General features: G+C 37.5%; 7 protein-coding genes. 2 read left to right on the top strand and 5 right to left on the bottom strand.

Features of this window, described 5'->3' with window-relative positions:
* Window positions 1–34: 34 nt before the first annotated feature.
* From ACNFIH_RS20450 to ACNFIH_RS20430, 5 genes are read right to left on the bottom strand one after another with little or no spacing between them, the layout of a single operon-like run.
* Window positions 35–607, bottom strand: coding sequence for a Crp/Fnr family transcriptional regulator (locus tag ACNFIH_RS20450; RefSeq protein ID WP_426484544.1), 573 nt, complete (start codon window positions 605–607; stop codon window positions 35–37).
* Between the two features lie 3 nt (window positions 608–610).
* Entirely contained in the window at window positions 611–1,192 is a 582-nt protein-coding gene (locus ACNFIH_RS20445; protein WP_035650763.1) for a TMEM175 family protein, read from the bottom strand.
* Window positions 1,193–1,209: 17 nt separating this feature from the next.
* Entirely contained in the window at window positions 1,210–2,100 is an 891-nt protein-coding gene (locus ACNFIH_RS20440) for a Ppx/GppA phosphatase family protein (protein ID WP_035650761.1), read from the bottom strand.
* Window positions 2,101–2,131: 31 nt separating this feature from the next.
* The gene (gene ppk1, locus ACNFIH_RS20435; protein ID WP_035650759.1) at window positions 2,132–4,210 is read right to left on the bottom strand and encodes a polyphosphate kinase 1; all 2,079 of its coding nucleotides are present in this window, start codon (window positions 4,208–4,210) and stop codon (window positions 2,132–2,134) included.
* Window positions 4,211–4,215: 5 nt separating this feature from the next.
* Window positions 4,216–4,701 (bottom strand): SixA phosphatase family protein, encoded by a 486-nt coding sequence (locus tag ACNFIH_RS20430; RefSeq protein ID WP_142450803.1) that lies wholly within the window; start codon window positions 4,699–4,701, stop codon window positions 4,216–4,218.
* A 501-nt stretch (window positions 4,702–5,202) separates the two neighbouring features.
* Between ACNFIH_RS20430 and ACNFIH_RS20425 the strand changes: the two genes are divergently transcribed.
* Window positions 5,203–5,754 carry an Fn3-like domain-containing protein gene (locus ACNFIH_RS20425; protein WP_035650757.1) on the top strand — a complete coding sequence of 184 codons (552 nt, stop codon included), beginning with the start codon at window positions 5,203–5,205 and terminating at the stop codon, window positions 5,752–5,754.
* Window positions 5,755–5,803: 49 nt separating this feature from the next.
* Window positions 5,804–16,837 (top strand): gliding motility-associated C-terminal domain-containing protein, encoded by an 11,034-nt coding sequence (locus ACNFIH_RS20420; protein ID WP_426484543.1) that lies wholly within the window; start codon window positions 5,804–5,806, stop codon window positions 16,835–16,837.
* Window positions 16,838–16,969: the final 132 nt, after the last annotated feature.

The raw sequence follows: 16,969 nt of genomic DNA, 5'->3' as shown, positions 1-16,969 counted from the left end.
TTTTTCAAAAATACCATTACGACACATTATTTTACTAGACAAATGTCTCTAAAAAACTTTTTCTGATTCGACTTAAATGTCTTGGAGTAATTCCTAAATAAGAAGCTAAATATTGCAATGGAATTAGCTGCAAATATTTTTGATGATTCTGATATAGTTCTTCATAACGCTGTGCTCCAGATAATTTCTGAAAAGAAACCATTCTTTTATGAAGATTGACAAATTCAATTTCGGTTAACTTTCTTCCTGTTTCCTGCCAATTAAAACCTGATTTATAAAGTTTATCCAAAGCACTTCTGCTTAAAATCTGTAATTCAGTTTCGGCAAGAGCCTGAATATTTTCTTCGGCTTTTTCTTCTGTGATGAAACTAGCAAAAGAGGCCATAAATTCATTTTCAAAAGCAAAGCAATTTGTGATTTCGTCACCTTTATGATTTACAAAAAAAGATCTCAGAATACCTTTTTTGATAAAAACAACCTCATTGCAAACCTGATTCTCAGTCAATAAAAGTTCACCTTTCTTCAAAGTACGAAAAGTAATTAAATCATCTAAAAGATTTAATTCTTCTGGAGAAAAATCCTGAATGGACTGAAAAACGGATTTCATATATCAATCATTAGAATCAAAAACTCTTTCAATTCTTTTATCCGGAATAAGCCATGACATAGCTACAATAAAATAAGCAGCGCCGGAAATCCATACGTTGTAAAACGAAGAAATAATTCCGACGATATATAAAACTGCTGAAGCTTTTCCTTTTAAATCTTTACCAAGCGCTTTTCGCAAAGGAGAATCTTCGCCTTCATTACACATAATTACATATTGCAAAATGACATAAGCAATTGCACATAGCAACAAAATAATACCATACAAAGCCATTGATGCTTTTGCAAAATTATGTTCACCCATCCAGCCCGTTGAAACCGGAATCAATGAAAGCCAAAACAATAAATGCAGATTACTCCAAAGCACTTTTCCGTTTACTTTTGATAAACCATGAAGTAAATAATGGTGATTGTTCCAATAAATTCCAACGTAAATAAAACTCAAAACATAACTTAAAAACTTAGGAATAAGCGGTTTCAAATCAGCAAATTCATGTCCTGCCGGAACTTTGATTTCTAAAATCATGATAGTTATGATAATAGCTAAAACGCCGTCACTAAAGGCTTCAAGTCTTGTTTTGTTCATTTATTGAAAATATAAAATTAAATTTTGCCGTAATACATTGCTTTTACGATACCATCAGAAAGCCCAATTTTTGGAACATAAATCTGACGCGCTCCACTCCATTTCATTGCGTTCAAATAAATACGCGTTGCATGTATGATAACGTCGGCACGGTCGGAATTCAAACCTAATTCGGCAATTCTTTGTTCATACGTTAATGAATTCAAGAAAGCATATTGCGAATTAATATAAATGTATGAAAGCGGTTTTTCCTGCTGTTTTCCAGACATTTTAAATAATTTATTGATGTTTCCTCCAGATCCAATCAAAGTAACTTCATCATAATCAGCAGTATTGGTTTTAATCCATTTTTCAATTTCATCCCAAACCACATCGCAAACCATATTATTTAACAAACGTACTGTTCCGGCTTTAAATGATCTTGAATTGATCATTTTTCCGTCAGAAAACAATGTAAACTCGGTACTTCCACCACCAACATCTACAAATAAATAGGTTTCATCTGTTTTTAATAAATGATGTAAATCTGTCGAAGCAATTATGGCAGCTTCTTTTTTACCGTCAATAATTTCTATTTTAATATCGGCTTTCTTTTTAATCAAGGCCACAACTTCTTTGGCATTGTATGCCTCACGCATTGCCGAAGTAGCAAACGCCATATAGCGCTCTACTTTATGAACTTTCATCAAAAGATTGAATGCTTTCATGGCATCCACCATTCGATCTGTATTTTCTTGTGATATTTCTCCAACAGTAAAGGCATCTTGTCCCAAACGAATTGGCACACGAACAAGCGAACTTTTATTAAATTGTGGTTCTTTGCCTTCTTGTTCTACAACATTCGATATCAGAAGCCTCATGGCATTTGAACCGATATCTATTGCTGCAAATTTTCTAATATTAATCATGCTCACTTATGATTTGAAAAATTGGTTTTAATTAATCTATTTTCTGAGGAACTGTTTCAGCTATCTCAATTTTGTTTTGGTAATATTTATAGGTTTCAAATTGCGCTCTAAATGGGGCATGATGATTTCGAGGCTTGTATTTGTTATCTAATTTATATGAATGATATCTTACTTTAACATTTCCTTTCCATGCAATATTAAAATTATCAATCAGTTCTTTTTTAATTTCAAGATCATAAATTGGACAGGTTACTTCTACTCTTCCATCAAGATTTCTAGTCATAAAATCGGCAGATGAAATATAAACTTCAGTTAAACCTGCGTTTCCAAAAATATAAACTCGCGAATGCTCTAAGTAGTTATCTACAATACTTATTGCTTCTATATTTTCGCTCATTCCGGGAATTCCGGGAATAAGAGAACAAATTCCTCTTACCTGAAGCTGAATTTTTACGCCCGCATTACTTGCTTCGTAAAGTTTATCGATCATTTTAAAATCAGATAAACTGTTCATTTTTAATTTAATGTGTGTTTTTCTGCCTGCAAGAGCGTGCAAAATTTCACGGTCAATTAATTTAATAAACTTGCTTCTTGTATAATGAGGAGATACAATTAAATGTTTGTATCTGTGAACTCTATAATTGATATCGAAGAATTCAAATATTTTTGATGTATCTTTTAAAATTCCCTGATGACATGTAAAAAGTGTAACATCAGTATAAATTTTAGCTGTTGATTCATTAAAGTTTCCAGTTGAAATAAATCCGTAACGGCGTGTTTTCCCATCTTCGATTCTTTCAATTACACATATTTTACTGTGCACTTTCAAGCCTTTAATTCCAAAAATAAGATCAATTCCTTCCGTTTGCATTTGTTCTGCGTACGAAATATTACTTGCTTCGTCAAAACGGGCCTGAAGCTCAATTTGCACGGTTACTTTTTTACCATTTTTCGCCGCATTAATTAAAGAACTGATAATCTGTGAATTCTTTGCTAAACGATATAACGTAATTTTAATACTTGTAACTTTTGGATCTAAAGCTGCTTCACGCAAAAATTTAGTCAAATAAGAAAAAGATTGATAAGGAGCGTGTACCAAATAATCTTTTTTATTGATTTTTTCAAGAATACTTCCATCGAGGCTTAGGCCTGGAACCGGCAAAGGTTCATTTGGTTTATACAATAAATCGTAACGCCCTAGATTTGGAAATCCCATATAATCACGACGGTTGTGATATCTTCCACCGGGAATTATACTATCTGTTTCTACAATTTTCATTTTTTCTAAAAAAAACTGCAGCGTATCTTCTTCAATTAAATTGTCATAAATAAAACGAACAGGCTCACCAATTCGGCGGTCTTTTACGGAAGTCGATATTTTTTCCAACATACTTTTACTTAAGTCGCTGTCTATATCTAACTGTGCATCACGCGTGATTTTGATCATATGTGCCGAAACACTTTTATAATCAAAAATATTGAAAATGCTTTTCAGTTTGTAACGAATTACATCATCAATTAAAATTACATATTGTTTATCATCTTCTGAAGGAAGTACAACGAATCGGTTTATATTTTTTGGAATTTCAATTAAAGCATATCGAACTTCATCATTTTTCAATTCCAATCGAACTGCCAAGTATCCTAAAGTATCTTTTAAAACTGGAAAAACTGCCAGATCATTCAAAATAATAGTTACCAACTCCGGACTTAATTTTTGTGTAAAAAAGTCTTTTAAGAAACATTCCTGTTTTTGGGTAATCTGAGTTTCATTAATGATAAAGATATTTTCGGCTTCCAGCTCTGCTTCAATATTTCCAAGAATACGCAAACTTTCAGACTGTTGCTGAATTACGATTTCGGTAATATCCTTAATTAATTGATGGGCAGAAATTCCGCCTAAATATTTTTCGCCAGAAATACCTGAAAGGCTCAATCTCCGAATTGCAGCATAGCGAACTCTGAAAAATTCATCTAAATTGTTTGAAAAAATTCCAACAAAACGCAGTCTGTCTAAAAGTGGAACTGTATTGTCTGCAGCTTCCTGAAGCACTCTTGCATTAAACGCTAACCAACTTTTTTCTCGATCGATATATTTCTGTTCGTACACTTTATTTATTTTAAATCTTTGGGGAAAATTGTTTTATGTGTCTTGCCTTTATTGAGAGCATCCCAGCTATCAGAATCGAATTGCAGGGATACAAAACCTGAAGTCGGAACGTTTTCGATAAAAACATCCCCAAATTTATTAACAAAATTTGTAATAGCCTCGTTATGTCCAAAAAGAATAACGCTTTCTAAACTATTATCACACGATTTGATAACTTTTTCGAGCTGTTTATCATCAAAAGTATAAAGATCATCTTTGAAAACGATACTTTCTATGGGGTAAGAAATGTTTTGAGCAAAAATAAGAGCTGTTTCTGAAGCACGTGCAGCGGTGCTACTCCATATTATATAGGTTTTCGGGAGATATTTTGAAATATTAGAAGATACTTCGTGAGCATCTAAAATCCCTCTTTTCATTAAAGGTCTGTCAAAATCTTTTAAAGGTGCTTCCCAGCTAGATTTTGCATGTCGTATTAAAATTAAGTTTTTCATAAAAAGAGTATTTAATAATAAATGCATTGATTCAGAAAACTACTTTCTAAGTTCTAATTTACAAAAGAATTTTTAATCCTCCTCTATTTTTTATTTCTGTTAACATTCTAAGAAAATTTTAACAAGAATGCGAAATATTTAAAACTTTAACAATCCAAAAAATCGACGGATGCGTTTTAACAAAAAAGTGTACTTCATCTATTAAAACTATCACTTCATCGATATTTTACAAATTTGTAAAATTTTAACTAAATAATTGATTATTAGCCATTTACAAAGATTCAAAAGTTGATTTTTTGATCAAAAAAGAAAGAAAAAGAACAATTTAAATTTGTTAAAATCGGTCAAAAAATGATTTTTTTTGATTGATTTTTTGGCAAAAAAAGGTAGTTAAACGAGTTTTTAGGTTAGTTACAGACAAAAAAATTTAATTACAAAAACTCTAATATAATTTTGATTCTGTTAAAATTTCATAAATACCACAAAACTAAATCTTAAGTTATGAAAAGTAAATCTACTCTTGAAAAAGCAGTGAAATTTGTAGCAAATTGTAAGTCTATTTTTTCGTTCAGAAAAAACATCTTCGATAAAAGTATTTTTTCATTACTGCTTTGTTTGATTACAACCGTTTCATTTGCGCAATCTGGTTCGTGTAGAGCAACTCTGGGAGTTGAAAAAGACAGGATCTACAGTAATGCAGGCAAGGACGGTGCTTATTTTACACTGGTTTTATCCAATACAGGAAATTCAGATGATGTTTATAACTTAAGCGTTTTAAACATAAACTCCAGCTGCTCGAATAATGATGGAAGCAGTTCGTCTCAAAACGTAAATTTGACTGGAAGTTTTTTGGATAATAGCAATATTCCAATCACTTCTATCTCGCTTTCAGCCAATCAAACAGCTACTTTTTCAGTTCATTTAACAGTGCCACAGGGCACGGCCTACAACAAATGGAACTGCATGCAAATCAATGCTACATCAACAAACTGCGCTAATTACACAGTAAACACTGTTGTACATACGATCGTAAATAATCCTTCTGAAAATTAAATATTCACAGCAAAATATTTAGTTGTTTTTCAATTTAAATTCCTATAAAATGAAAAAAACATTACACTTTATCCATTTAATAAAAAAAGCTCGCATAACGTTTTGTATGCTGTTTTTCTTATTATCATCTGCCATAGGTTTTGCACAAACAATAACACCAACGAAAACTGTTACTGTTGCGCCTGGAGTTTGTGGAGCGCTGGATGTTGAATTAAAAATTCAGGGTTCAAATCCGGTTGTAAGACCTTTAGAAGTTGTTTTAGTTATTGACGTATCCGGAAGTATGGGTGATGGAAACAATCCAAAACCTTTAGCATATGCTCAGGATGCTGCTATTGATTTCATCAATAAAATGTTTGATCCGGTTAACGACCCATTAGGCAAAAATAGAGTTGCTATTGTAACTTATAGCACTACTGCCACTATTAGACAGGGATTAACACTCGCAAGCGGTAAAAACGGATTAATAACTATAATAAACGGGCTTACCGCAAATGGAAACACCAATATTCAGGACGGGCTTGTAAAAGCCAAAACAGTGTTAGATGGTGCAACTTATGACTGTGCTACTGCAAGGAGTGTGGTTTTATTGACCGATGGAGTTCCAAACGTAACAGGAACTAGCGGAAATGGCTGTAACGGATCTTGTCTGCCAGCCATTACAACTGCTGCAAATAATATAAAAACTGTTACTGTTTCAAGCACTACTTATAACAATCAAATCTTTTCTGTTGGATTATTTGGTGCCATTAGTGGAAGTGACCAAACAAACGCTGAAAATGTACTGAATACAGTTCAGTCTGGAGGTTCATTTTTTACAGAAAACGCAGCCAACTTAACTGGAATTTACAATCAAATTTTTACTCAGTTATCTTGGGTTGCTAAAGGAATAACAGGAACTCCTTTTGAAAAAGAGACTGTAGGTGCTAATTTTACAATTGGATCAGTTACAGTAACCAAAGGAACTACAACAATTACCGGACAAGAAATTGCCTGGAATATTGATTTCTTAAATGTTGAGACAATCACTTTAAAATATCGATTGACTCCAAAACCAAATACATGTGGAAGCCAGCAAGTGAGTTCGTCGAAACTTTTCTTTCAAAACGCCCTTTGTGCTAATGCAACGCAAGACATAGTATCACCTATGACAGATGTTCCTTGTCCAATTATTACAATTGCTTCACAAACAAATGTAACATGTTATGGAGGAAACAATGGAGCTATCACTCTTAATACTCCAACAGGAGGACAAGGTCCATACACTTACAAATGGACAAAAAACGATGTTGATTTTGCTACCACAAAAGATATTTCTGGTTTAAGTGCTGGAACATATAAAGTTAGCGCAACAGATAGCAATAATTGTGCTACAGGCATTTTAACTATTCAAATAACGCAACCTGCTGGAGCTTTAGCAATTGCCGCATCGTCTAAAACAGATGTTCTTTGTTATGGAGCAAGTACAGGAAGCGTTACGGCTGGAACCGTAACAAACTCCGTTGGAACTGTTACATATTCTTGGAAAAATGCCTCTAACAATGTAGTTGGAACAACTCCATCAGTATCTAATTTACCGGCCGGAACTTATACCGTAACTGTAACGGATTCCTGTTCGAGTAAAACTGATACTGTAACAATTGGACAGCCAAACGCTGTTTTAGTTGCTGCTGTAAATACGAAAGTAGATGTAAAATGTAAAGGAGATTCTACCGGTTCGGCTACTGCATCTGCAACCGGAGGAACAGGAACTTATTCCTATTCTTGGAATACTGTCCCTGTTCAAACTGAAGCTACTGCAAGCGGACTTAAAGCTGGAACATACATCGTAACAGTAACCGATCAAAATGGATGTACCGATACCGAAACAGTTACAATCGGCGAGCCATCAAATACTTTGGTTGCCGCAATCGACTCCAAAACTGATGTAAGCTGTAAAGGTGACTCTACTGGTTCTGCAACAGCTTCGGCTACTGGTGGAACAGCAAGCTACTCTTACTCTTGGAATACGGTTCCTGTGCAAACTGGAGCTACTGCAAACGGACTTAAAGTTGGAACATACATTGTAACAGTAACAGACCAAAATGGATGTACCGATACCGAAACAGTTACAATCGGAGAGCCTTCAAATGCTTTGGTTGCAGCAATAGACTCTAAAACAGATGCAAACTGTAAAGGAGATGCGACTGGTTCTGCAACAGCTTCGGCTACTGGCGGAACAGCAGGATATTCTTATTCTTGGAATACTGTTCCTGTTCAAACTGGGGCTACTGCAACAAATCTTGTTGCTGGAACTTATATCGTGACAGTGACTGACTCTAAAGGATGTACCGATACTGAAACAGTAACAATCGGTGAGCCTTCTAATGCTTTACTTGCTGCAATAGATTCTAAAATAGATGTAAGCTGCAAAGGTGACGCGACTGGTTCTGCAACAGCTTCGGCTACTGGCGGAACAGCAGGATACTCTTATTCTTGGAATACTGTTCCTGTTCAGACTGGGGCTACTGCAACAAGTCTAGTTGCCGGAACTTATATTGTGACTGTGACTGATTCTAAAGGATGTACCGATACTGAAACAGTGACAATCGGTGAGCCTTCTAATGCTTTACTTGCTTTAATAGATTCTAAAACAGATGTAAGCTGTAAAGGCGATGCTACTGGTTCTGCAACAGCTTCGGCTACTGGCGGAACAGCAGGATATTCTTATTCTTGGAATACCGTTCCTGTTCAGACTGGAGCTACTGCATCAAATCTTGTTGCGGGAACTTACATCGTGACTGTGACTGACTCTAAAGGATGTACCGATACTGAAACAGTGACAATCGGAGAGCCTTCTAATGCTTTACTTGCCGCAATAGACTCTAAAACAGATGTAAGCTGCAAAGGCGATGCTACTGGTTCTGCAACAGCTTCGGCTACTGGCGGAACAGCAGGATACTCTTACTCTTGGAATACCGTTCCTGTTCAAACTGGGGCTACTGCAACAAATCTTGTTGCCGGAACTTATATCGTGACTGTGACTGATTCTAAAGGTTGTACCGATACTGAAACAATAACAATCGGCGAGCCTTCTAATGCTTTACTTGCTGCAATAGATTCTAAAACAGATGTAAGCTGTAAAGGCGATGCTAATGGTTCTGCAACAGCTTCGGCTACTGGCGGAACAGCAGGCTACTCTTACTCTTGGAATACTGTTCCTGTACAAACTGGAGCTACTGCAACAAATCTTGTTGCCGGAACTTACATCGTGACTGTGACTGACTCTAAAGGATGTACTGATACTGAAACAGTGACAATCGGAGAGCCTTCTAATACTTTACTTGCTTCAATAGATTCTAAAACAGATGTAAGTTGCAAAGGCGATGCTACTGGTTCTACAACAGCTTCAGCTACTGGAGGAACAGCGGGCTACTCTTACTCTTGGAATACTGTTCCTGTTCAGACTGGAGCTACTGCAACAAATCTTGTTGCCGGAACTTATATCGTAACTGTGACCGATTCAAAAGGGTGTACCGATACTGAAACTGTGACAATCGGAGAGCCTTCTAATGCTTTACTTGCTGCAATAGATTCTAAAACAGATGTAAGCTGTAAAGGCGATGCTAATGGTTCTGCAACAGCTTCGGCTACTGGCGGAACAGCAGGCTACTCTTACTCTTGGAATACTGTTCCTGTACAAACTGGAGCTACTGCAACAAATCTTGTTGCCGGAACTTATATCGTGACAGTGACTGACTCTAAAGGATGTACCGATACTGAAACAGTGACAATCGGAGAGCCTTCTAATACTTTACTTGCTTCAATAGATTCTAAAACAGATGTAAGCTGTAAAGGCGATGCTACTGGTTCTGCAACAGCTTCGGCTACTGGCGGAACTGCAGGATACTCTTATACTTGGAATACTGTTCCTGTTCAGACTGGAGCTACTGCATCAAATCTTGTCGCGGGAACTTACATCGTGACTGTGACCGATTCAAAAGGATGTACTGATACTGAAACTGTGACAATAGGAGAACCTTCTAATGCTTTACTTGCTGCAATAGACTCTAAAACTAACGTTAGCTGCAAAGGCGACGCAACTGGTTCTGCAACAGCTTCGGCTACTGGCGGAACAGCAGGATACTCTTATTCTTGGAATACTGTTCCTGTACAAACTGGAGCTACTGCAACAAATCTTGTTGCCGGAACTTATATTGTGACAGTGACCGATTCAAAAGGATGTAGTGATACTGAAACAGTGACAATCGGCGAACCAAGTGCAGTTTTAAGCTGCTCAGTTGTACAAAACAAAGCTGTTACTTCTAATGGATTAAGTGATGGAGAGGCAACTGTTACTCCGCTTGGAGGAAACGGAGGCTATACTTACTTGTGGGACAATAACGAAACTACTCAAAAAGCGCTTGCACTTAGTGCAGGTCTTCATTCAGTAACCGTTACGGATTCTAAAGGTTGCAAAACAACTTGCACTGTAACCATTACTGAACCAAATGTTTTATCATGCAGCATTACTCAGGACGATCCTGCCAAATGCTACGGAGACAGCAACGGTAAAGCGACTGTAGTGGCAATAGGTGGAAATGGTGAGTACACCTACTTATGGGACAACGGCGAAACAACAGCTCAGGCTATAGGATTGACTGCCGGCACTCACGAAGTAACCGTTACTGACAAATTAGGCTACAAAACAAAATGTTCAGTTGTAATCGGTCAACCACAAGCACCTTTGGCGGCTGCAATAGACTCTAAAACAGATGTGAACTGCAAAGGAGACGCAACTGGTTCTGCAACAGCTTCGGCTACAGGAGGAAACGGAACTTACTCTTATACTTGGAACACTGTTCCAGCCCAAAATACAGCTACTGCATCAAATCTTGTTGCGGGAACTTACATCGTGACTGTGACTGACTCTAAAGGATGTACCGATACTGAAACAGTAACAATCGGTGAGCCTTCTAATGCTTTACTTGCTGCAATAGATTCTAAAACAGATGTAAGCTGCAAAGGCGATGCTACTGGCTCTGCAACAGCTTCGGCTACTGGCGGAACAACAGGCTACTCTTACTCTTGGAATACTGTTCCTGTTCAAACTGGAGCTACTGCAACAAATCTTGTTGCCGGAACTTATATCGTGACAGTGACCGATTCAAAAGGTTGTACTGATACTGAGACAGTGACAATCGGAGAGCCTTCTAACATTTTGGTTGCCGCAATAGACTCTAAAACTGACGTAAGCTGTAAAGGCGATGCGACTGGTTCTGCAACAGCTTCGGCTACTGGCGGAACAGCAGGATACTCTTATTCTTGGAATACTGTTCCTGTACAAACTGGAGCTACTGCAACAAATCTTGTTACCGGAACTTATATCGTGATAGTGACTGATTCAAAAGGATGTACTGATACTGAAACAGTGACAATCGGCGAGCCAAGTGCAGTTTTAAGCTGCTCAGTTGTACAAAACAAAGCTGTTACTGCTAACGGATTAAGTGACGGAGAGGCAACTGTTACTCCGCTTGGAGGAAACGGAGGCTATACTTACTTGTGGGACAACAACGAAACTACTCAAAAAGCGCTTGCACTTAGTGCAGGTCTTCATTCAGTAACCGTAACGGATTCTAAAGGTTGTAAAACAACTTGTACTGTAACCATCACTGAACCAAATGTCTTATCATGCAGCATTACTCAGGACGATCCAGCCAAATGCTACGGAGACAGCAACGGTAAAGCAACTGTAGTGGCAATAGGTGGAAATGGCGAGTACACCTACTTATGGGATAATGGCGAAACAACTGCTCAGGCTATCGGATTGACTGCCGGCACTCACGAAGTAACCGTTACTGACAAATTAGGCTACAAAACTAAATGCTCAGTTGTGATCGGCCAGCCACAAGCACCTTTGACAGCTTCTATCACTTCTAAAACTGATGTGAACTGTAAAGGAGACGCAACTGGTTCTGCAACAGCTTCTGCAACTGGTGGAAACGGAACTTACTCTTATTCCTGGAATACTGTTCCGGCTCAAAATACTGCAACAGCAACCGGTCTTATCGCAGGAACTTACATAGTAACTGTGACAGATGCAAAAGGATGTACGGATACTGAACAAGTAATCATATCTGAACCAGCAAATCCATTGACAGCTTCTATTACTTCTAAAACTGATGTAAACTGTAAAGGAGATGCAACTGGCTCAGCAACAGCTTCTGCAACTGGTGGAACTGGAACTTATTCTTATTCTTGGAATACAAATCCTATTCAGACTTCAGCTACAGCAACTAATCTTATTGCAGGAACTTACATTGTGACTGTAACTGATGAAAAAGGTTGTACAGATACTGAACAAGTAATCATATCTGAGCCAACTAATCCATTGACTGCTTCTATCACTTCTAAAACTGATGTAAACTGTAAAGGAGATGCAACTGGTTCAGCAACAGCTTCTGCAACTGGCGGAACTGGAACTTACTCTTATTCTTGGAATACTGTTCCGGTACAGACTTCAGCTACAGCAACTAATCTTACCGCAGGAACTTACATTGTAACTGTGACTGACGAAAAAGGATGTACTGATACTGAACAAGTAATTATATCTGAGCCACAAGCGCCATTGACAGCGACTAAATCACAAATAAATCCTGGTTGTGGCGGTGCTGCTACTGGATCGGCTACTGTTGTTGCTTCTGGCGGAACTGCTCCATACACTTACTCTTGGAATACAATTCCTGTACAGACTACAGCTACAGCAAGCAACCTTGCTTCAGGAAGCTATACAGTAATAATCACTGATGCTAAAGGATGTACACACAGCGAATCATTCGAAATTATCGACGGAGATTCTATCTTGCCAGTAATTGATCCGCTTCCAGCAACTTCAACAATCAACTGTCCTGCAGAACCTGTATTTGCTCAGGCAACTGCAACAGATTTGAATGGTACAATTTCTTCTTTAACTTATGAAGATACTGTTACTCCAGGAGATTGCGCAGGGTCATACACTAAAACAAGAACGTGGACAGCTAAAGATGCTTGTGGAAATGTTTCACTTCCAGTTAGTCAGACTATAATTGTTCAGGATATTACAGCTCCAACTTGGAAAACTGAAATCGCTTCTTTAAACAAAACTATAGAATGCAGTGATCAGGAAGCTTTGGCATCGGCGCAAGCCTTATTCCCAACTGCGACTGATGCGTGCGACACGGATGTTTCTAATATTGTAAAAGTAAGCGGTCAGTTTATGGCTTCTGAAGGATGTGCTAATTCTGGAACTTATACTAATACTTGGACTGTGAAAGACGATTGCGGAAATACTTCGGCTACTTTCACTCAGGTAATTACAATTGAAGACAAAACGGCTCCAACTTGGACAACACAAACTGCTTCTTTAAACAAAACTATAGAATGCAGTGATCAGGAAGCTTTGGCATCGGCGCAAGCCTTATTCCCAACAGCAACTGACGCATGTGATACTGATGTTTCTAATGTTATAAAAGTAAGCGGCCAATTTGTAGCTTCTGAAGGATGTTCAAATGCTGGAACTTATACCAATACTTGGACTGTTAAAGATGATTGTGGAAATACTTCTGGAACTTTCACTCAGGTAATAACAATTCAGGACACTACAAATCCAGTGTTTAATGGTGAACTTCCAACTGATATTACAGTTTCATGTGATGCCGTTCCGGAACCAGCTAATGTTCAAGCTTCTGATAATTGCGGTGGTGATTTACCAATTGTATTGTCTGAAACTAAAAGCGATATTAAAAATGAATGTGGAACCGAATATACACTGACACGCAAATGGACAACAAGTGATTGTTCTGGAAACACAGCTTCATTTACTCAAATCATTACAGTTAGAGATACAACACCTCCAACAGGAACTGCTCCAGCAAATGTTGCGGGCTTACAAAGCACTGCTGAAATTCCAACTGGTAGCCCAGATGATATTACAGATGAAGCTGATAATTGTGGCGGAAAAGTAACCGTTACTGTAAGCGATTCTAACAATGGAGCTAATGGCTGCGACGGAAATGCTTATGTATTAACTAGAACTTATACATTGACAGATTGTGCAGGAAACAAAACCGAATTAGTTCAGACATTTACTGTTGACAATAAAGTATCAGTTTCTGGAGTTCCAACAAACGTAAGCTGTCTTGACGGAACTGATGGTTCTATTGCTGTAACTAGCAGTCCAGGCGCAACGGTTGTAATTACAAATGCTAATAATGAAGTTGTTGGAAATACTAATTTGCCAGCTGGAACTTATACACTTACTGCAACTGCACCTGTTAATGGTGAAGGCCAAGTTTGTACAGCAACAGCAACTGTTACCATTACGCAACCAAATTATAAAGTGAAAGTTTCTGGACAGGTAATTAATGTTGACACTAACACTCCGATTGCGAATGTACCTGTAACATTGATCCCTCAAGGTACTACACCTGGTCCAATTTTAATTCGCATCACTAATGCTAATGGAGAATATTCATTCTCTGGCATGGTTGCAGGAAGTTATTTAGTTCAGGTTCAAGATGCTAATTTGAATAGTGCATATCAATTATATCCTGTAAATTCAAGCTTATTCTTTACAACTCTTGAAGAATGTAAATTCCAAGTACATGACTTCTTATATGGAAAATCAAAACTTCCAGTTTTAGGAGATTATGTTTGGTATGACGTCAATAGTGACGGAATTCAAAATGAATGGTATGATGCCAATAATGATGGAGTTGTAACCAAAAACATTCCTGACAGCAACGGCGCTATTGACTATAGCCAATGGGAATGGCTTGACTTAAACGGTGACGGAAGCTATACTGGTCCACAAAATGCTGGCGAATTAAATGCCGGTGGATTCGGAAACGCTAAGAGTGCTAATGTTATTGTTGATGGTCCAAACGGATATCACGATGAGGTAATTGTTGGAATTCAAGGTTTCTGGAGAAACAGACCAGAAAGTGAAAATCCTTACGGAGAATACAAAGTTAAACTTGTCAGAGATGCAAACTTCGACGCTGTTGCAGCTGCTTTAGGAGCAACTGGATTAGTAAAAGTATTGCCATCAACAAATACTGATAAAAAAGCGGTATCTAAAACTGGCAAAATACAAATGCACACAGTTTGTACAACAACCAGTGCGGATGGCTACGTTGTAAATGTAACTCCAGAAGATTTAGTTCATTTAGATATTGACTTTGGAGTTAACTGTAAAGAGTACCAAGATATTGTTGCAAATGACGATAATGGCGGACCTTTCCCTGGAGTTAATACAACAACACCAAATGTGTTGAATGTACTAACAAATGATACACTTGAAGGTCAACCGATAACGGCTTCAGAAGTTATAATAACAACTGTAACTCCAAACGAATTCTTGCAATTGAATCCTGATGGTTCTGTTGATATTCTGCCAAATGCTCCAGCTGGAACATTAACAATGGTATATCAAATTTGTGAAGCTGACCAAACTTCGAATTGTGACACAGCAACTGTAACAATTACAATTGAAGCTCCGGTTATGACAGTTACAGCAACTGCAATTTGTGTGAACGATGTTCCGTATCTTGACTATTCTGCAACACCTGTAAACTTTACACCTGTAAACGGCGTAACTATTACATGGGCTGACAGCAATAATAATGTAGTCACTACGATGACCAACTTACCGCTTAGCGGAAGAGTATTATGGCCAGGTGCTGTAGTAGATCAGAATGGAAATGGTATCGATTGGCCAGGATGGGTATTCCAGGATAATAAATGGATTCAGGCTCCAGACGGATTTGAAAATCTTCGTCCAACAGCTACAGTTACTATCTCAGTTAACCCAAGTGAAACGATTGTTGTAAATTATCCGCCAGCTGATCCTTACTGTATCGCAAGACCAACATTTGCAATTGTTGCCAATGATGATACTGCAGGACCAATAAACGGAACAACAGGAGGAACAAATGTAATCAACGTTTATACAAATGATACATTAAATGGTTCACCAGTAAATCCAAGTGATGTTACTTTGACAACAGTAACGCCAGACCCTAAAGGAGTACTGACATTAAATCCTGACGGATCAATTACTGTAGCGCCAAACACGCCAGCAGGAACTTACACGCTGACTTATCAGATTTGTGAAAATGCTGATTTTGGAAACTGCGATACCGCAATTGTAACCGTGACAGTTTCTTCTTCTCCAATAATTGCTAATGATGATAGTTATACCAATATTGGCTGTAACCGATTTGGAGTAGTTGGAAATTTACTAAGTAATGATTTACTAAATGGTCTTCCTGTGACATTGCAATTGGTAAACTTCAGTTTAGTACCGCAGAACACAGATGTAAAATCTGATCCAAATATAACTGTAGATACTGCAGGTAATTTAACTGTAGGAAGTGCAACAGCTTCTGGTACTTACACTTATACTTATCAGATTTGTGAAAAACTGAATCCAAATAATTGTGATACTGGTACCATTACTATAACAGTTATTCCAAATGGTGTAACAACGGTAAGCAGTTCAGCTTGTAATGATGACTCAACTTTAGTTGACTTGCTTGCTCTTCTTCCGGCAGATACTCCTAGAAATGGAACCTGGGTTGACACAAATAATACTAATGCATTGAGAGACGGTATATTAAATGCACTTGGATTAGCAATTGGCAACTATGCATTTGAGTACAGAATTGCTGATCAAAACTGCCCTCGAAGCATTGTACTTAATATGGAAATCAATGATGACTGTAAAGTATTACCATGTGAAAACATATTAGTACATAATGCTTTCTCTCCAAATGGAGATGGTATAAATGATGTATTTGTAATTGATGGAATTGGCGACTTGACCTGCTACCCAGGAAATACAGTCGAGATCTATAATCGTTGGGGAATATTAGTCTTTGAAACAACTGACTATAACAATACAACGAATGCGTTTGATGGAACATCACGAGGAAGAACTACTGTTAACAAATCTGAAGGATTGCCAACAGGAACTTACTTCTACATTGTGACTTACAAATCTTTAGACGGTAATAATGTAATTCAGTATAACAAAAAAGACGGATACCTCTATCTTTCAAAATAAACCCAGGCTGCAAAGGCTGATATAATTAACTATATCAGCCTGATACAGCAGAGAACAAAAAATCCGGGAATTGAAAGTATAATATCGTGGATTTTTTAGAGGATTTCATTAATAATTCAATAGTAAAATTGA

Source organism: Flavobacterium sp. 2, assembly GCF_049949195.1.
In the GTDB taxonomy this organism is placed as follows: domain Bacteria; phylum Bacteroidota; class Bacteroidia; order Flavobacteriales; family Flavobacteriaceae; genus Flavobacterium.
The sequence above is the reverse complement of the archived record's forward strand: the minus strand, read 5'-3'. Positions and strand labels throughout refer to the sequence as shown.

What these genes read in the sequence shown, in the direction of transcription:
- ACNFIH_RS20450 (WP_426484544.1), bottom strand. Translation starts at nt 607, where the DNA reads ATGAAATCCGTTTTTCAGTCCATTCAGGATTTTTCTCCAGAAGAATTA.
- ACNFIH_RS20420 (WP_426484543.1), top strand. Translation starts at nt 5,804, where the DNA reads ATGAAAAAAACATTACACTTTATCCATTTAATAAAAAAAGCTCGCATA.
- ACNFIH_RS20430 (WP_142450803.1), bottom strand. Translation starts at nt 4,701, where the DNA reads ATGAAAAACTTAATTTTAATACGACATGCAAAATCTAGCTGGGAAGCA.
- ACNFIH_RS20445 (WP_035650763.1), bottom strand. Translation starts at nt 1,192, where the DNA reads ATGAACAAAACAAGACTTGAAGCCTTTAGTGACGGCGTTTTAGCTATT.
- ACNFIH_RS20425 (WP_035650757.1), top strand. Translation starts at nt 5,203, where the DNA reads ATGAAAAGTAAATCTACTCTTGAAAAAGCAGTGAAATTTGTAGCAAAT.
- ACNFIH_RS20440 (WP_035650761.1), bottom strand. Translation starts at nt 2,100, where the DNA reads ATGATTAATATTAGAAAATTTGCAGCAATAGATATCGGTTCAAATGCC.